The sequence below is a fragment of the Virgibacillus sp. DJP39 genome, from assembly GCF_049310925.1.
Classification (GTDB): Bacteria; Bacillota; Bacilli; order Bacillales; family Amphibacillaceae; genus Virgibacillus_F.
Genome location: NZ_JBMERP010000078.1, coordinates 1 through 16,722, shown reverse-complemented (window position 1 = coordinate 16,722; position 16,722 = coordinate 1). Strand labels below are relative to the sequence as shown.

The window sequence follows — 16,722 nt, the reverse complement described above, 5'->3', positions numbered from 1 at the left end:
AAAAAGAGGGAAGATGTGGTGTAAACATATCATCAATCCTTTATAAAGAAAAAAACAAAAGGGCATACTAAATATAATCTTGAGAGTGGGAGGAATAAATTTGAGCACAAAAGAAAGTTTATTATCCATTTTTGCTTTAGGTGGCTTAAATGAAATCGGCAAAAATATGTACGCTATTCAGTATGGAGACTCTATTCTTTTAATCGACTGTGGTAATAAGTTTCCAGATGAAAGTTTATTGGGAATTGATTTAATCATTCCTGATATTGCCTATTTAGTAGAAAATAAAGACAAAATCAAAGCTTTAATTGTCACACATGGACATGAGGATCATATCGGGGGAATTCCTTTCTTTTTAAAAAAATTGAATGTACCTGTGTACGCGACTCGCTTTACATTAGGTTTAATTGAATTAAAACTAAAAGAACATAGAATTCTAAGGGATACTAAATTAGTGGAAATTAATACGGATTCAAACATTAACTTTGAAGATATTAATGTAAACTTTTTTTAAGTAAACCATAGTATTCCCGATTGTCTAGGGATTGTCTTTCATACTCCAGCGGGCAATATCGTACATACAGGCGACTTTAAATTTGATTTAACGCCTGCAAATAACGAGCATTCGGATATTCATAAAATGGCTGAAATCGGAAATGATGGAGTACTGCTTCTATTATCAGAAAGTACAAATGCTGAACGCCCTGGTCTCACTCCCTCAGAGCGCATTGTAGGGGATCATGTAGAAGAGGCCTTTAGAAAGGCAAATAATAAAGTTATTATTTCTACTTTCGCTTCCAATATTAACCGAGTACAGCAAGTAGTTACTGCTGCTCAGAAAACAAATCGTAAGCTTGTATTGCTGGGTAGAAGTATGATTAATGTCGTTCAGGTTGCGATGGACCGCGGTTATTTGGATGTTCCGGATGGAATGCTGATTGGACCGGAGCAAATAAATCAGTTTGATCCTGAAAATGTCGTTATTTTATGTACGGGAAGTCAGGGGGAGCCACTTGCTGCTCTAGCTAGATTGTCAACTGGAAATTTTCGAGGCGCTGAGATATTAGCGGGAGATACGGTTATATTTGCAGCGGGACCGATACCTGGAAACGAGAAAAATGTTACCCGCATTGTTGATAATCTATTTTCACTTGGAGCCAAAGTTATATACGGATCAGGTAGTTCGTCCGGAATGCATGTATCCGGTCACGGGTATCAAGAAGATTTGAAGCTAATGCTCACCTTGATGAAACCGAAGTATTTTATTCCGATTCACGGCGAACTTAGAATGTTGTACCAGCACCGTTTATTAGCCGAATCAGTTGGAGTGGATCAAGAGAACACATTTGTAATGAACAATGGGGACGTTGTAGATATTGAAAACAAAGCAGCTCGTCAAACCCGAAAGATACCGGTCGGAAATACTTATGTTGATGGTATGGGTGTTGGGGATGTAGGAGATATTGTGTTAAGAGACCGAAAACAGCTATCTGAGGATGGTATGCTTGTAGTTGTTTTAACTATGAGTAAAAGTGAGAAAAAGCTGGTGTCATCACCTTATACAATCACACGTGGTTTCGTGTATGTACGAGATGCTGATGAACTCTTGCAGGATGTTAACCGGATTATAACGAGAACCGTCAGTGATTTACAAGGCAAGAACAAGAATCAATGGGGTGCTATCAAACAAGATATAAAAAAATCGGTTGGTCAATTTATTTTTAAACAAACGAAAAGAAAGCCAATGATACTTCCAATTATTATTGAAGTTTAACAGATGATGTTAATAAAAAGATGCAGGATCCAAGTTGGGTCTTGTATCTTTTTTATTATTTTGATTGATCATTCTATGATAGATAATGAGCACCGTGATATAATTGAACGTAATTAGTATCACCAGAAAAGTTAATAAAAGGGGGTAACCCATGGATCCGTTAGACATTGTAGGAAATTTGAATAATATAAAGCCTGTTTATCAACCGATTGTAAGTGCTATTAGGCACACTGTTTTTGGTTATGAGGTATTGGGACGATTTTATAATGATAATGAATGGCATAGCCTTGGTGATTTTTTTCAGGACAATGAGGTACCCGAGGAATTCAAGGTAGAAGTAGATCAACACCTATTATACATAGCAATATCCGATATGATTGAATCGAACGAAACAGGTCATTTGTTTATCAATCGAAATGCCAAACAATTATTGGTTAACAATGGAGATGACTTACTGCAATCCTTAATTATGTTTGAAAAGAAGGGCTTTTCGATGAACAGAATTGTTATTGAGGTTACGGAACATGATTTTGAAGAAGATTACGAACAACTGATTCATTTGCTCCTTTACTACAAAACTTATGGAATTAAGATTGCTGTCGATCAAGTAGGCGCCAAAAGTTCTAATATTGATCGTATTCGTCAACTGGAGCCACATATTTTAAAAATTGATACAAGAATTATTCGCAATCGACACTCGGAAGGTTTTCAGGACATTATGTATTCGCTGTCGATGTTAGCACGAAGAATTGGTGCGGCACTCTTGTTTGAGAATATAGAAGATGATTATCAGCTTAATTTTGCCTGGAAACATGGTGGTCGCTACTACCAAGGATTTTATTTAGCAAAGCCGGGATTTGATCTTGCAGCTGAAGAGGTACTGTCAGTCAATGTTAGAGAAAAGTTTGCTGCTTATATTCAACGGGAAAAGTCCAAGATAGAAGATCGACTAAAACACGTGTGGAATTGGGAACAAAAGATGAAGAATCTACTATCAAAGTGGGAAGGGACAAAAAAAGTAGATGCGTTTATAGATGCTGTCACTGCCCAGTTTGATGCCGAGAGTTTTCGTATGTATGTATGCGATAGTGATGGTCAGCAAGTGTCTTCAAACTTTAGAAAGCATGACGATAAGTGGAAAGTGGAGCTGGATAAATTAGGTTCTAATTGGGCGTTTCGGCCTTATTTTCTGGAAAATATGATGCAAATGAAAACGTGGAAAAGGGGAATATTATCTGATGTTTATTCAGATATTGAAACGCGAGAAATGGTACGAACATTTGGCTATCCTTTATCTGAAAATGACTTCTTGTTTATTGATATAAGCTATTCGTATATTTATGAAAATGAATCGTTGTTACTCTAAGTAAGAATGAAAAGCCATCAACTTTTGAAGTTGATGGCTTTTCTTTTGAAGGAAAGTAAAAAACTTTCTTTCTGCATAAGTGCAGGTAAGTTTCGTCTGACTCATTCTAGTCACGTTTCCGTTTGTTTTTTTTGTTGTCTAAATTAAGAAATTCACTTTCAGTTTCATTATCCTTTGCTAACTCAACATCTGCTATCTGATTATCATATTTAATTTTGTTATTTTGTCTGCCTTTGTCTTTGTTACGATTTTTATTTTCCTCTGACATGAATTGACCCTCCTATCAATAATAGTTGAAACCCAATCTAGAAAATAAATCAGTTTTCCTGTTTTGTTTAGTTTGTTCATTTTACAAAATTTAAATCATCTATTCACGGATTATATTTTAACGGTTTAGTACAATTATTTTGTGCTAATTCAGACAATTCTTTATATGCTAGGTAATAGGAAGGAAAGGGGTGATTTATGTGTTTGAACTTGTAGAGTTTCAGCCAAGGGTAAAAAAGATTAAACAAAAGATGCAGGAACGCAGAATAGAGGTGTTACTTGTAACTAATCCTTCTAACATGAATTATTTAACCGGTTATAATGCCTGGAGTTTTTATGTTCAACAAATGGTTATATTATTCATTGATGAAGAAGAACCGCTCTGGTTAGGGAGAGAAATGGATGCGAACAGTGCAAAGTTAACAACCTGGATTAATCATGAACGGATAATTTCGTATGGGGATGAATATGTTCAATCTGAATTCCAGCATTCGATGGATTTCGTTTCTGATCTTTTAATTCAAAAAGGTAAAGAAGAAAAAACAATTGGGGTGGAAATGGAATCTCACTTTTTTTCTGCGCGTTGTTTAAAACAGTTAGAGAAAAATCTTCCCGATGCAAATTTTTTTGATGCTAGTACATTAGTAAATTGGTCAAGACTCATTAAGTCCGACCAGGAAATAGGATATATGAAAAAGGCTGCCAAAATAGTGGAAAATGCAATGAAGGTTGGATACGAGTCCGTCAACGTGGGTGTTAGAGAATGTGATGTAGCGGCTAATATCCTACATGCGCAAATAAAAGGTATGTCAGATTTTGGTGGAGATTATACAGCGATTGTACCGATGTTACCAAGAGGGAAGAAAACGAACGCACCCCATATGACCTGGACGGATGAAACCTATGAACATGGTGATCCTGTTATCCTGGAATTAGCAGGTTGTTATAAACGTTATCATTCCCCCTTGGCAAGAACGATGGTTTTGGGGAAGGCATCTGGCAAACTTATTGATTTATCAAAAGTTGTCGTTGAGGGTTTAAATAAAGTTCTTTCAACTATTAAACCTGGAATGACGAGTGAACAGGTAGAAGCAGTTTGGCGAACAAGTATTGCAAAACATGGGTATAAAAAGGATTCAAGGATTGGGTATTCCGTTGGATTAAGTTATCCGCCCGATTGGGGTGAACATACAATAAGTGTCCGAAATGGTGATCAAACCATTATTGAACCGAATATGTGTCTTCACTTAATACCAGGTATCTGGTTTGATGATTTTGGATTTGAGGTTAGTGAAGCTATTCACATTACAGAAACTGGATGTGAAATGTTTGCCGACTTTCCCAGGGAATTATATATAAAAGCATAAAATATTTTATAGGGGTGAATTTTTATGGACAAGTATACTCAGATTGGAACTAAATCGGTGTGGGCAGGAGAAAAGGATTATTTGGTTCACGGAGCAACCCAAGTCCCTGTAGTGTTTAGTGTAGCTTATGGTTATGATGATATCGATGAATGGTACGATGTTGCTGTCGGAAAGAAAAAAGGTCATATTTATGGTAGAAACACAAACCCGACTGTGCAGGCTTTTGAGGATAAAATTAAGATTTTGGAAGGGGCAGAGGACTCTACTAGTTTTTCAACAGGTATGGCAGCGATCAGTAATTCATTAGCCACTTTTCTGCGGCCAGGTGACCGAATTGTTTCTATTAAAGATACGTATGGTGGAACTAATAAAATTTTCTCTGAGTTTTTACCGCAATTGAATATTAATGTAACGCTTTGTGAGACTGGTGATCATGTATCTATTGAAAAAGAGGTTGGTAAAGGTTGTAAAATCTTGTATTTAGAAACCCCAACTAATCCAACTGTTAAAATTACTGACATTAAGAGAATGGTCGATGCAGCGAAAAAAGTTGGTGCTCTAGTGTTCGTTGATAATACATTTGCTACTCCAATCAATCAAACCCCTTTATCTTTTGGAGCAGATTTGGTTATTCATAGTGCTACTAAGTTTTTAGGTGGTCATGCAGATGCTTTAGGCGGAGTAGCTTGCGGGCGCACTGAGTTAATTGAACAAATTTATCATTATCGGGAAATTAATGGTGCAACACTTGACCCTATGGCCGCTTATTTATTGCTTAGAGGTGCTAAAACACTCCATTTGCGAGTTCGGACTCAATGCGCGAACGCAATGCGGGTTGCGGAGTTTCTACAAACCGTTGACGCTGTTGATGAGGTTTTTTATCCAGGACTTGAGACACATAAGCATCATGATATAGCAAAACAACAAATGAAACAATTTGGTGGGATGCTGAGTTTTTCTTTAAAGGGTGGAATGGATGCAGTTCGATCATTTTTACCAAAGTTACAGCTTGCTAATCGTGCGGCAAATCTTGGTGCTGTCGAAACAACAGTCGGTCCGGCGCGTACTACCAGCCACGTAGAGTGCAATCCAGAAGAACGGCAAGCATTAGGTATTCCAGAAGGTCTTATTCGCTATTCAGCGGGTATAGAAGAGATAGACGATTTGCTTGACGACTTAAAGCAAGCCTTTGAAGTGTTAGACTGAGCAAGCTTATGTTAGGTAACTAGGCTTATACGGATATTAGCTTTCTTACAAGTTCAAAAAAACCTACAAATCTTTTTAAAAGATTTGTAGGTTTATATTTATTACAAGGAAAAAATTATTTAGCGAATACATGATTCCCAATTTTTATGGTCACGTCACGTGAAAAAATCCATTCACTTTGAGCTGTCTCTGGATTATAGAAATAGATGGACCCTTGGCCTTGACCCCTGAATGCAAGAGCTTCATTTACTGCCCGCATATCAGTAGCATTGTACCCTTGATGGATAGCACCGTCTTGTACAGGAGAGAATGCGTAGTGACCGCCTTCCTGTTCATAGACAACACCTGCTATTGTGTTAGGGAACTCTTTGTGGTCAACACGGTTCAGGATTACTGTCCCTACTGCAACTTTTCCTGCAAATGATTCTCCTTTAGCTTCTGCATGTATAAGTTTAGCCATAAGTTTTTTTTCCGAATAAGAAACAGAACTCGGAATTTCAATTGTTTCACCAGCATATAAAAGACTTCCTGAACGGTTATTTGCTTGCTGTAAGTTTGCTAGAGATAGACCGTAATTGTTTGCAATTAACCAAAATGAGTCACCTTCTTGTACTTTATATGAAGCAGCATTGGCTCCTGTCGGAAGAAATAGAACTGCAATCGATAATGTAGTAACCATAATTAACTTCTTTAATTTATTCATTGTAATAGCCTCCTAGTAAAATTTGCTCTACATAAAAGGCTACTAGATGTAACATACTTAATCATTAACCAAAAAATGACTATTAAACTATCAATTTCAGAAAACTAGTAGCTTCAAGCATCTATTAGCGAAGTGGGAATATATTCCTTGAAGTTAAAAAATACAGTTTCAGGTTTAAATGGAATAAAAAGGGTTTAGTATAACAGCATATTACAGAACTATTACGATGGGAGAATTTCACCATGGGCCTGGCAATAACCAAATTGCAAGCGATAGGATAATATCAATTCAATGGGAATAGTAAAGTTGATAGCATATTTATAAAAATGAACCTTTGTTGATATAGGTATAGATGAAATAAGTAATTAAAGCACATCACATATACTACGATAGCTTTTTAATGGGAAACCGATAAGTACGAATTAAACCAGCTTTGCACTATTGTTTAAATTGAGAAATTCACTTTCACTATCAATTACTTTTGCTGAATCTAAAAAACCTAATGAATGGTGGCAGATTGAATATGTTTAGCAGAGTTGTTCTTGCATAATATAGAAGATATGCATATAATGAATGTAAGTTATTACTTACATACTTAAAATTATAATAAAGATTAGATATAAGGTATGTGAAATTTGATAAAAAGGAGTTAATAAATATGTTCATCCTTAAGCGGTTATTTCAATTATTAAAGAAAAACCCATTAAAAACAATGCTAATGACGGCTTTACTTATCGCAATCTTAGCAATTGGGGTACAGGATGTGAAAATGGCAACAGGCAACGATACATTAGTTAGTAGTGAATCTGATGTGTATCAAGAAAATCTTGCTTTAGAAAGAGAATTCGGTGGTGAGTCAATCGTTGTCATGTACGAAAGTGTCGATCAGAAGGAGTTACTTACGATTGACAACTTTGAGCACATGGAAAGATTGCAACAAGAACTTGAAGAAAATCAAACTATTTATAGCATTATTAGCCCGGTGATGCTCGTTAATAAGATAGCAGAGAATCAGGAAGAAAATTACCAAAAAGGGCTGTCAAAGGTGATTTATAGTCTTGATGCAATCGGTGGAAAGATAAACAGAATTGAAGACAGTCAGTTAGCAAATGAATCAAGCATTGGGCTGCAGGAAATGCATGACCAGTTGGGCTCCATCAGTAAGAAACTCGATAATATGCAGAAATATTCGGATTATCTATCTCCTGGACTTCCTCAAACACAAAAGTCGCTGAATCATATGATCTATGATGATAACGGAGAACTACAAGATATGTTCAATAAACTAATTATGGATGGCAAGTATATGATGATGTCAATTACATTCAAAGCTAAAGCTAGTGATGAAGACAAAAGTGAAACAATAGCATCCATTAAAGACTATTTTGATCAGTATTCACTAACAACAACAGAAACGTTTGTATCGGGAAAACCAGTTCTGGATGGTGCAATTCGCACTTCTATGCAAGCTAGTATGAAAAAAATGATGATTCTCGCCATTGGAATCATGATTATTGTGTTGACCCTAGCATTCAAAACAAGATGGCGTTTATTACCTTTAGGAATTATTTTAGTAGCAGTAGCTGGAACAGTCGGTTTCATGGGCTGGGTCAATATTTCAATCACGATGGTGTCAATGGCAGTATTTCCTATCTTAATTGGCCTAGGTATTGACTATGGCATCCAATTCCAGAGTCGTTATACCGAAGAAATGGAAGGAAGCGAGAATCATTATGAAGAATAAAAAGTTTGGTAATCATGCACAGAAAAGTTTATATCGGACTGTTACGAAAATGGTTCCAGCTGTATTGACTGCTCTAATTGCAACTGCGTTAGGTTTTATTGCACTTTACACTTCACCTGTTCCGATGATTCAAGACTTTGGAAAAATGCTTACTGCGGGAATGATTATCAGCTTTATTGTTGGAGTATTAATATTGATACCAATACTATTCACTAGAGATAAATTTTTTTCAAATAAACAATCAGTCTCTCACACAAAAAAGGTAAAAAAAGTATCTAAATTTGAGACTTTACTCGGTCAATTTACGAAACGATTGGTCTCATTAAGATGGTTAATTATATTGTTAGCCTTCTTTACTGCAGGATTTGGAATATGGGTCGATCTTGATGCTGGAGCGGAGACAGATGTAGAGTCCTTTATGCCACAGGATCTCCAAGCCTTAGATGATATTCATGAATTAAGGGATGTTCTTGGTACAACAGAGAAAGTTTCTATCCTGTACGAAGGAGAAAATATCCTGTCTCATAAATCTCTTAGTTGGGTAGAATCTACGAGTCAAGAGATTAAAAACGAGTTTGGAGAGATAGTAGTAGAATCAAATTCAATTACTGAAGTACTTAAACAATTGAATGAAGGGGAAGTGCCGGCCCAAGCTAAAATAGAAGAACAGATAAAAACTATTCCAAATCAACAACTTAAATTGCTTGTTAATGAATCAGAGACGAAAGGTGTCATCACTGTTGGAATTAAACACCTGGAAGCTGAGCCATTAAAAAGCTTTATCAAGAATTTGAATCAATACCTTAAAGACAATCAACCAGAAAATATGAAAACAACTGTAACAGGCAAAGCCGTATTAGACGTCGAAATGGTTACCGCATTAACGACTGGAAGGTACAAGATGACCTTGCTTGGTATGGTACTTGTGTTTTTTGGGTTGTTAGCAGTTTATCGGCATCCAATTAAAGCTTTTATACCTTTGATACCGATTATCTTCATTATTGGTTGGTCTGGGGCGGTGATGTATTTGGCAGGAATAAGCTATACTCCACTGACAGCGACTTTAGGCGCATTGATCATTGGAATTGGTACGGAATTCACCATTTTAATTATGGAGAGGTATTATGAAGAACGGGAAAGTGGAAATTCAAGTATTGACGCAGTTATTATAGCTAACCAAAAAATAGGGAAATCGATTTTTGCATCTGCAATCACTACGATGGGGGGATTCAGTGCTTTACTTGCATCTGACTTTGTTATCTTGAGTAATTTCGGTATGATGACCTTAATCAATATTTCGCTGGCTTTCTTTAGTACGATTGTTGTCATGCCTTCTATCTTGATTATTTTTGATCGCTTTGTGAAAATAAAGTATATACGTACAAATGAGAGGTGAAAGAAATGCGCGATAAAACAGAACAGATTCTCAAGGCAGCGGTTACCGTTTTTATAAAGAAAGGCCTGCAAGCGACAACACAAGAGATTGCAAATGAAGCAGACGTGGCTGAAGTAACGTTGTATCGAAAATTTTCTACAAAACAGAATTTATTTGTTACTGTAATTAAAAATGTACTAGAGAAACAATTTGGATCGCGTGTTTTAAAGCTGGCACAGGAACGGGATACTGAGACATTTTTGATTGCGATTATTGAAAACAGGTTAGAAGTGTTATCAAAAAATATTGATTTAGTAAAAATGCTTATTGCTGAAAGCTTACGTGGGAATTTACCAGACGATGTCAATTTTCCAGCAATCATATTTACAAGTTTAAAGAAGGGGTTGGATCTTCATTTTGAAAATCAAGATGTCGACACTGATTTTTGTACAAGACAGCTTGGTGGGATTTTTCTGAGTTATGTAATTTTACCAAGCGATGTTGTTTATTATATGTTATCCACAGAAGAAAAACGCGTCATCGCAAAAAAACATGCTCACGCCATGATGGCGATAATTTAGTGAAAGTCAGCCCACGCCTCGATTGAGCTGATGCTACTAAGCACTACACTATATTTGTTCTTTCATATAAGAAGTGTAATAAATACAGTTTGACAACTATACCTGCATAGGTATAGCGTTAAGCCATAATAGAAAATACAATGATTAAGAAAGGAGTAACAGGAATGACAGACATTTAAACCTGAAAAGGCACACAAGCTAATGAGCATGAAACGTAAAGATTTATTGCCACCAGATAAGGTACTTGAACACTTGAATTTAAACTTTAATGATACTGTTGCCGATCTTGGAGCTGGTAATGGGTATTTCACAATACCAATTGCGAAGAGTACGAGGGATTTAGTTTATGCTGTTGATATAGAACCAAAAATGCTTGAGATGTTGAAGGTAAATGCAGGTGAGGTATAACTTGAGAATATAATTTATGTAGTAAGTGATTTAGAAAATATTCAACTTGATGACGATTCTGTGAATAAGGTTATCGTTTCGTTAGTTATCCATGAGGTGACAAATATAAGTAAGGCACTAGATGAAATTAAACGAATCTTAAAACCTGGTGGACAAGTACTTTTCATTGAATGGGAGGCTATGGAAACAGAGTCTGGCCCTCCACTTCACGAAAGAATTGATTCACAGGAACTGACACAGAGACTAGAAAAGAACGAATTTGAAGTTGAAGTCGTTCAATTAAATCCAGTAAACTAAGGTGTGAAAGCAACAATAGTGGGGTAAGAAACTATATAAAGAGGAGATGATGTATTTATGTTCCATTATACAGTTGAAACAAATAAGTCAATTGAAGAATCAATTCAATCTCTAGAGAAAAGTTTGAAGGAAGAAAAGTTTGGAATCCTTTGGCAATTCGACATCAAGGAAACGCTACAAACAAAAGGCTTCGATTTCGATCAACCTTATCATGTGCTGGAGGTCTGTAACCCAAAAGAAGCACAGAGGGTGTTATCACAAAACCAGCTAGTGGGTTATTTCTTGCCTTGTAAAATTGTCGTTTATGAAGATGCTGGAAAGACGAAGATAGGTATGCCAAAGCCAACTACATTAATTCAAATGGTAAATGATGATTCTATTAAGCAATTGGCGGAGGACATTGAGAACAGACTAGTTACTTGTATTGATAAAAGCATTTAAACTGATTAAAATAGAGATCAGCAAAAGGACAATGGGGTAACAGGCTTACCCTCATTGTTCTTTTATTTCTATTTTCATCAAATTTTCATATTGTTATTGCAGTATAAGGGTAGTACTTTGAAACGGAGGAAATATCTTGGTGGCAGCGAGTAAATTAATGTCAATCGCTATTATAGTTATCAGTCTAGCCGTAGGATTTATCTTCTACTATATACTGAGTGATTTATCAAAGGAACAAAAGAAAAGACACATGGAGGAAATGTTTTCACAACTTATTAATTTCATAGTTTTTATGTGGATCGGAAAAATAATATTGAATTTCAATGTATTCATAAATGATCCTATAGCAATACTGGCCTACCCTAGTAATTCAGAGGCATTTTATCTAGCTGTTTTATTTAGTGCAATTATGCTTAATTATAAGGCGAAGCGGAAACCGATGGATATGTTAGTCTTTATAAGGTCCTTTCTACTTGTATTTTTAGTAGCGTCATTTATGTACGAGTTTATTCAACTTGTGTGGAACAACAATACATACTCGTTTGGTTATTTATTTTTGCTGATTATCATGCTAGTTGTTTTTTTCCTTAGTGGACGTATAACAACTACTATGTTGATCGTGACGATGTTAATTGGATGGTGTGTAGGAATGGTACTACTGTCATTTGTTTATCCATTCGCGACGGTATTTGGCTACATTATTGCTCCATGGTTTGTGGGGGTGTTTTTTATAACAAGTATATGCTTAATCACTTTTAATACAAGAAAGAGGGTATCGTAATGGGTGGAATTGAGACAGACACAATGTTGATTGTCGGCATGTTATTAGCATTAGGTGCAGGAGCGTTATCTTTTCTGTCCCCTTGTGTATTGCCAATTTTTCCAGCGTATTTATCCTATATTACCGGAATCAGTGTAAAAGAACTACGGGGAAATCAGGATGTTAAAATTCGCAGGAAATTACTGAGTCATTCCGTATTCTTTTTGCTTGGAGTTTCACTTGTATTTCTTAGCTTAGGGGTTGGCGCCTCGTTTTTAGGGCGTTGGATTCAACAATTACTATTAGGTGAATCAGGAATGCTCATTCAGCGTTTAGCAGGGATTTTTATTATTGTTATGGGACTATTTGTTGCTGGTTGGATTAATATTACCGCTTTAATGAAAGAAAGGCGTTTACATTATTCGAAGAAACCAGCAGGGTATTTAGGAACATTTTTTGTAGGATTAGGATTTGCAGCAGGATGGACTCCGTGTATTGGGCCAATTTTTGGATCTATTTTATTTTTAGCGGCAAGTAACCCTGGGCAGGGTATATTATATACAGCCATGTATGTCATTGGCTTTGTATTACCGTTCCTTACGTTGACTTTCTTTCTCGGTTCGACCAAGTGGATTGTTCGTCATAGTCAAGTGATTATGAAAGTAGGCGGCATTGTTATGATTGTTATGGGACTGATTTTGTTTACAGGCCAAATGCCACGCATTTCAGGGTTTCTTCTTAAATTAGTACAGGATACATGGTTTGCGAAATTAGGGTAGAACTTGGAGGTAATGAACAATGAAAAAGACAATTCTTATTCTGATTGTAGTGGGAATGTTTGGTTTTGCAGTATATGATTATACAATTTCAAATGATGAGACTAATGTTCAGGAGAGTAATGATACTAACTCAGGAAACAAAATAACATCGCCTTCCAAAGATGGGAAAGAGGAGGCAGAAGCTATCGAGTCTGAAGAAGTCGGACTTGAAAAAGGTAAAATCGCTCCAGACTTTGAACTTAAAACTTTAACTGGAAAGACAGTTAAGTTGTCGGATTTCAGGGGAGAAAAAGTTATGTTGAATTTCTGGGCAACATGGTGTCCCCCATGCCGTGCAGAAATGCCAGATATGCAAAAATTTCACAAAAATAAAGATGTTAAAATTTTAGCTGTGAATTTACTTGAAACCGAATCAAACCTAAATGAAGTTCAAGAATTTGTTAACGAGCTTGGACTAACATTTTCAATACTTTTAGATGAGAAATCGGATGTGTCCAACCGGTACAAAATTTCAGCCTACCCTTCATCTTTTATGATTGATTCAAATGGACGTATACAATTCAAAGCGATTGGTGCGATGAATTATGACCTTATGATGCAAGAATTTGAAAAGATGGAATAACTGTTTCTATTTGCTATTAGGAGGTGATTTGATGAAAAAGTCGGTAATCGTCGTAGTTATTGTTGGTATGATTGGCTTTGCGATGTATGACTTTGTTCTAGTACAAACGAAACGACAGATGCAAAGGATGAGAAAGTACAACAAGAAGTGTCTGATTCATCCAGCAATGAAGAAAACAAAGAGTATTCTACAACGGAGCCAAATGTTGGTCTTAATAAAGGCAACATTGCTCCTGACTTTGAGTTGCAAACGCTAAATGGTGAAAAAGCAAGACTATCAAATTATCGTGGTCAACGGGTAATGGTGAATTTTTGGGCAACATGGTGTCCTCCTTGTCGTGCAGAAATGCCTGATATGGAAAAATTCCATCAAGATAAAGAAGTAGTTATATTGGCGGTCAATTTGACGCAAACAGAGTCCGGAATAATGGGTGTGAAAGATTTTGTGAAAGAGTTTAACTTAACTTTTCCGATATTATTAGATGAAGAAATTAAAGTGGCAACGAATTATCAAATTCGTCCAATTCCGTCTTCATTTATGATTGATTCGAATGGGGTTATTCAATTTAAATCTTTTGGTCCATTAACTTCCGATATGATGGTAGAGGAATTTGAAAAAATGCAATAAACCTTTAGCCATCGTATAATAAGGGGAAGAGGTGATTCTGTGAAACAAACAATATTAGTTATAGAAGATGATAAAATGATTCGTGAGCTTGTTAACATTTATTTAACTAATGCTGGATATGATGTGGTGGAGGCGATTGATGGTGAAGCTGCTAAGGACGCCTTTTTAATGTATCATCCGTGTTTGGTTGTGCTTGATCTGATGCTCCCAAAACTAAGCGGTGAAGACTTTTGTAGGTGGGTTCGAGAACAGGAACGCAACGAAGTATCGATAATTATGCTTTCCGCAAAAGTCCGCACAGATGATAAAATTAATGGATTAAAGATAGGTGCTGATGATTACTTGACCAAGCCGTTTGATCCAGATGAACTAGTCGCACATGTTGAAGCAGTTTTACGAAGAACTGGACAGTTTTGTCAAAAGATTACATATAATGGGTTATGCATTAAACCCAGAAAAGGTGAGGTTTTGCTGTTTGATAAACGTTTAAATTTGACTAAACATGAATTTAATCTTCTTTATCATTTTATGGCGAATCCAAATATTGTCTTATCAAGAGAAGATCTCATTCAGCAACTATATCCCTATGCTGATAAGACTGTATTAGATCGTACTATTGATGCACATATAAAAAAACTACGCGAAAAAATTGATGATAATCCTTCTCCTAAACGTATTCTTACTGTTCGAGGAATGGGTTATAAATTCGTCGATGAATAAACATAAAAAGTCATGGCTTCCACAACGATTTTTATTGCGACTAACATTTATAAATATAGTTGTTGTTGCTTCCTTTATTGTACTAAGTAGTTGGGCGATCTATAATACAGCTTGTTTTCTGGTTGATGGAATGGGAACGATGAATAATCAGAAACAAGACAAGTTTAATTCCACTCTCTTCTCCTATTTATGGACATTTAGTATTTCTACAATAGTAATAGGGAGTTTGATTCATTTTTATTTAACTAGAAAGTTAATACGTCCATTAAGAGATTTGATAGATTCTACTAAACGGATGAAGCAAGGCCAATATCCAACACCTATTGATGGTGAATCTGAAGATGAGATGGGTCAACTCATTAGTCATTTCAATGAATTGGTATTGCAATTGAAAAATAACCAAGATAATCGGCAAAAGCTTGTCTCAGACTTATCCCATGAATTTCGCACCCCATTATCGAATCTAAACGGATATCTAAATGCTTTGAATAATGGAGTAATAGAAGGAGATCAAAAACTGTACCAATCACTTCACGATGAGACCAAACGGCTTATCACAATGCTTGAACAGCTTGAACAACTGAAAGAATGGGATTATGTATCTAAACAAACATTTTCTGAAAAAGAGTCAGTCAATATGCGCCTGTTAGTGGAGCAATCACTTGAAATGTTTCAATGGACTCTGAAAAATACAGGTGTTTCAATCGAGGTTAAAACAGAATCAGGAATAGTGAACGTACATAACGGGGGGATTCAACAGGTTATTAGTAACTTAATTGATAATGCAATTCGTTACTACGAAGGGACAGGACCAATTAGGATAGTAGGTGAAAGCCTAACGTCCGCGTATCGTGTTTCCGTTACTGGATCCGGACAGATAATTCCTCTATCAGAACAAGATAAAATCTTTGAAAGATTTTATCGTATTGATCCTTCAAGAGCACGTGATACAGGAGGAACAGGACTTGGTCTTGCCATTTCAAGAGAAATCATAGAACACCATCAAGGTGAGATTGGAATTAGTTCACAAGTGAATAATCATACTTTTTGGTTTACTGTGCCTCTTAGCTAAAATGTTTGTTATCCTATTGATCTTTCTTGATATATATTTCTTGTGCCCCTTATATAAGGGGGCTTTTTTTGTTTTTAAGTTGCAAAACAAGTTTTTTAATTAATATAACGATATAAAGGATAAAATAAACTTAGCATAAGAGAGATAGTTTATTATATTTATTAAAATTTTTTAATGTTTTATTAAGCTTGTTATAAGATTGTCTTGAAATAATAGCTATTGATAAATGAGGAGGTATTTCGTTGAAGCAGCAAGCCGTAGTTGAATTATTAAACGTAAAAAAACAAATAGGTAATATTCCAATTATAAATGATATTTCTCTGAAAGTATTCCCCGGAGAAGTATTTGGTTTTCTAGGCCCAAACGGGGCTGGAAAAACGACTACGATTCGGATGATGGTCGGTTTAATGGGGATAACTGAAGGAGAAGTGCTGATTAACGGTTTCAGCATTTCGGATAATTATGAAAAAGCAATTGCGCATGTTGGGGGAATTATTGAAAATCCGGAAATGTATAAATTTCTATCAGGACACGATAATCTTGTCCATTACGCAAGAATGGTTCCAAAGAAAGTAACGAAGGAAAGAATGAATGAAGTTGTGAAACTTGTAGG

General features: G+C 35.9%; 19 protein-coding genes and 1 pseudogene. 18 read left to right on the top strand and 2 right to left on the bottom strand.

Annotation, left to right across the window (positions count from 1 at the left end; translation table 11 throughout):
- The first annotated feature begins 100 nt into the window (after window positions 1–100).
- Together ACOI1D_RS17895 and ACOI1D_RS17890 are read left to right on the top strand one after the other, a co-directional pair.
- Window positions 101–1,774 (top strand): annotated as a pseudogene (locus ACOI1D_RS17895) (ribonuclease J).
- A 151-nt stretch (window positions 1,775–1,925) separates the two neighbouring features.
- Complete coding sequence (locus tag ACOI1D_RS17890; protein ID WP_422503150.1) at window positions 1,926–3,140, top strand: EAL-associated domain-containing protein; 1,215 nt, start codon at window positions 1,926–1,928, stop codon at window positions 3,138–3,140.
- A gap of 106 nt (window positions 3,141–3,246) precedes the next feature.
- On the opposite strand, the gene ACOI1D_RS17885 is transcribed toward ACOI1D_RS17890, so the two are convergent.
- Complete coding sequence (locus tag ACOI1D_RS17885; protein ID WP_422503149.1) at window positions 3,247–3,408, bottom strand: hypothetical protein; 162 nt, start codon at window positions 3,406–3,408, stop codon at window positions 3,247–3,249.
- 193 nt (window positions 3,409–3,601) lie between these two features.
- Here ACOI1D_RS17885 and ACOI1D_RS17880 point away from each other — a divergent pair, with 193 nt between their 5' ends.
- Both ACOI1D_RS17880 and ACOI1D_RS17875 read left to right on the top strand, forming a co-directional pair.
- Window positions 3,602–4,774: a M24 family metallopeptidase gene (locus tag ACOI1D_RS17880; protein WP_422503153.1), complete on the top strand. Its 1,173-nt coding sequence runs from the start codon at window positions 3,602–3,604 to the stop codon at window positions 4,772–4,774.
- A gap of 24 nt (window positions 4,775–4,798) precedes the next feature.
- Entirely contained in the window at window positions 4,799–5,980 is a 1,182-nt protein-coding gene (locus tag ACOI1D_RS17875; protein WP_422503148.1) for a cystathionine gamma-synthase family protein, read from the top strand.
- Between the two features lie 115 nt (window positions 5,981–6,095).
- Here ACOI1D_RS17875 and ACOI1D_RS17870 read toward each other — a convergent pair whose 3' ends face one another.
- Window positions 6,096–6,683, bottom strand: a complete 588-nt coding sequence (locus ACOI1D_RS17870) for a cell wall hydrolase (protein WP_422503146.1) — start codon at window positions 6,681–6,683, stop codon at window positions 6,096–6,098.
- A gap of 658 nt (window positions 6,684–7,341) precedes the next feature.
- Here ACOI1D_RS17870 and ACOI1D_RS17865 point away from each other — a divergent pair.
- The 14 genes from ACOI1D_RS17865 to ACOI1D_RS17800 all read left to right on the top strand — a co-directional run.
- Window positions 7,342–8,427 carry an MMPL family transporter gene (locus ACOI1D_RS17865; RefSeq protein ID WP_422503144.1) on the top strand — a complete coding sequence of 362 codons (1,086 nt, stop codon included), beginning with the start codon at window positions 7,342–7,344 and terminating at the stop codon, window positions 8,425–8,427.
- Entirely contained in the window at window positions 8,417–9,823 is a 1,407-nt protein-coding gene (locus tag ACOI1D_RS17860; RefSeq protein ID WP_422503142.1) for an efflux RND transporter permease subunit, read from the top strand. Before ACOI1D_RS17865 ends, ACOI1D_RS17860 begins: the two co-directional genes overlap by 11 nt.
- Before the next feature lie 5 nt (window positions 9,824–9,828).
- Window positions 9,829–10,383 (top strand): TetR/AcrR family transcriptional regulator, encoded by a 555-nt coding sequence (locus ACOI1D_RS17855; protein WP_422503141.1) that lies wholly within the window; start codon window positions 9,829–9,831, stop codon window positions 10,381–10,383.
- A gap of 207 nt (window positions 10,384–10,590) precedes the next feature.
- On the top strand, window positions 10,591–10,791 hold the full coding sequence (locus tag ACOI1D_RS17850) for a class I SAM-dependent methyltransferase (protein WP_422503139.1): 201 nt from the start codon (window positions 10,591–10,593) through the stop codon (window positions 10,789–10,791).
- Window positions 10,792–10,800: 9 nt separating this feature from the next.
- Window positions 10,801–11,088 (top strand): class I SAM-dependent methyltransferase, encoded by a 288-nt coding sequence (locus ACOI1D_RS17845; RefSeq protein WP_422503151.1) that lies wholly within the window; start codon window positions 10,801–10,803, stop codon window positions 11,086–11,088.
- Between the two features lie 57 nt (window positions 11,089–11,145).
- Window positions 11,146–11,529, top strand: a complete 384-nt coding sequence (locus ACOI1D_RS17840) for a DUF302 domain-containing protein (RefSeq protein ID WP_422503137.1) — start codon at window positions 11,146–11,148, stop codon at window positions 11,527–11,529.
- Window positions 11,530–11,668: 139 nt separating this feature from the next.
- The gene (locus ACOI1D_RS17835; RefSeq protein WP_422503135.1) at window positions 11,669–12,310 is read left to right on the top strand and encodes a hypothetical protein; all 642 of its coding nucleotides are present in this window, start codon (window positions 11,669–11,671) and stop codon (window positions 12,308–12,310) included.
- Window positions 12,310–13,068, top strand: a complete 759-nt coding sequence (locus ACOI1D_RS17830) for a cytochrome c biogenesis CcdA family protein (protein ID WP_422503134.1) — start codon at window positions 12,310–12,312, stop codon at window positions 13,066–13,068. Before ACOI1D_RS17835 ends, ACOI1D_RS17830 begins: the two co-directional genes overlap by 1 nt.
- A 19-nt stretch (window positions 13,069–13,087) precedes the next feature.
- Window positions 13,088–13,690, top strand: a complete 603-nt coding sequence (locus ACOI1D_RS17825) for a peroxiredoxin family protein (RefSeq protein WP_422503132.1) — start codon at window positions 13,088–13,090, stop codon at window positions 13,688–13,690.
- A gap of 31 nt (window positions 13,691–13,721) precedes the next feature.
- A complete protein-coding gene (locus ACOI1D_RS17820; RefSeq protein ID WP_422503131.1) occupies window positions 13,722–13,946 on the top strand; it encodes a hypothetical protein in 225 nt (74 codons plus the stop codon).
- The gene (locus tag ACOI1D_RS17815; RefSeq protein ID WP_422503129.1) at window positions 13,934–14,317 is read left to right on the top strand and encodes a TlpA disulfide reductase family protein; all 384 of its coding nucleotides are present in this window, start codon (window positions 13,934–13,936) and stop codon (window positions 14,315–14,317) included. The genes ACOI1D_RS17820 and ACOI1D_RS17815 overlap by 13 nt, the downstream gene beginning before the upstream one ends.
- 39 nt (window positions 14,318–14,356) lie before the next feature.
- Window positions 14,357–15,037 carry a response regulator transcription factor gene (locus ACOI1D_RS17810; protein WP_422503127.1) on the top strand — a complete coding sequence of 227 codons (681 nt, stop codon included), beginning with the start codon at window positions 14,357–14,359 and terminating at the stop codon, window positions 15,035–15,037.
- A complete protein-coding gene (locus ACOI1D_RS17805; protein WP_422503125.1) occupies window positions 15,030–16,109 on the top strand; it encodes a sensor histidine kinase in 1,080 nt (359 codons plus the stop codon). The genes ACOI1D_RS17810 and ACOI1D_RS17805 overlap by 8 nt, the downstream gene beginning before the upstream one ends.
- Before the next feature lie 242 nt (window positions 16,110–16,351).
- On the top strand, window positions 16,352–16,722 hold a 371-nt coding region (locus tag ACOI1D_RS17800; protein ID WP_422503124.1), incomplete at its 3' end, for an ATP-binding cassette domain-containing protein.

What these genes read in the sequence shown, in the direction of transcription:
- ACOI1D_RS17890 (WP_422503150.1), top strand. Translation starts at nt 1,926, where the DNA reads ATGGATCCGTTAGACATTGTAGGAAATTTGAATAATATAAAGCCTGTT.
- ACOI1D_RS17885 (WP_422503149.1), bottom strand. Translation starts at nt 3,408, where the DNA reads ATGTCAGAGGAAAATAAAAATCGTAACAAAGACAAAGGCAGACAAAAT.
- ACOI1D_RS17875 (WP_422503148.1), top strand. Translation starts at nt 4,799, where the DNA reads ATGGACAAGTATACTCAGATTGGAACTAAATCGGTGTGGGCAGGAGAA.
- ACOI1D_RS17870 (WP_422503146.1), bottom strand. Translation starts at nt 6,683, where the DNA reads ATGAATAAATTAAAGAAGTTAATTATGGTTACTACATTATCGATTGCA.
- ACOI1D_RS17865 (WP_422503144.1), top strand. Translation starts at nt 7,342, where the DNA reads ATGTTCATCCTTAAGCGGTTATTTCAATTATTAAAGAAAAACCCATTA.
- ACOI1D_RS17860 (WP_422503142.1), top strand. Translation starts at nt 8,417, where the DNA reads ATGAAGAATAAAAAGTTTGGTAATCATGCACAGAAAAGTTTATATCGG.
- ACOI1D_RS17855 (WP_422503141.1), top strand. Translation starts at nt 9,829, where the DNA reads ATGCGCGATAAAACAGAACAGATTCTCAAGGCAGCGGTTACCGTTTTT.
- ACOI1D_RS17850 (WP_422503139.1), top strand. Translation starts at nt 10,591, where the DNA reads ATGAAACGTAAAGATTTATTGCCACCAGATAAGGTACTTGAACACTTG.
- ACOI1D_RS17840 (WP_422503137.1), top strand. Translation starts at nt 11,146, where the DNA reads ATGTTCCATTATACAGTTGAAACAAATAAGTCAATTGAAGAATCAATT.
- ACOI1D_RS17830 (WP_422503134.1), top strand. Translation starts at nt 12,310, where the DNA reads ATGGGTGGAATTGAGACAGACACAATGTTGATTGTCGGCATGTTATTA.
- ACOI1D_RS17825 (WP_422503132.1), top strand. Translation starts at nt 13,088, where the DNA reads ATGAAAAAGACAATTCTTATTCTGATTGTAGTGGGAATGTTTGGTTTT.
- ACOI1D_RS17820 (WP_422503131.1), top strand. Translation starts at nt 13,722, where the DNA reads ATGAAAAAGTCGGTAATCGTCGTAGTTATTGTTGGTATGATTGGCTTT.
- ACOI1D_RS17805 (WP_422503125.1), top strand. Translation starts at nt 15,030, where the DNA reads ATGAATAAACATAAAAAGTCATGGCTTCCACAACGATTTTTATTGCGA.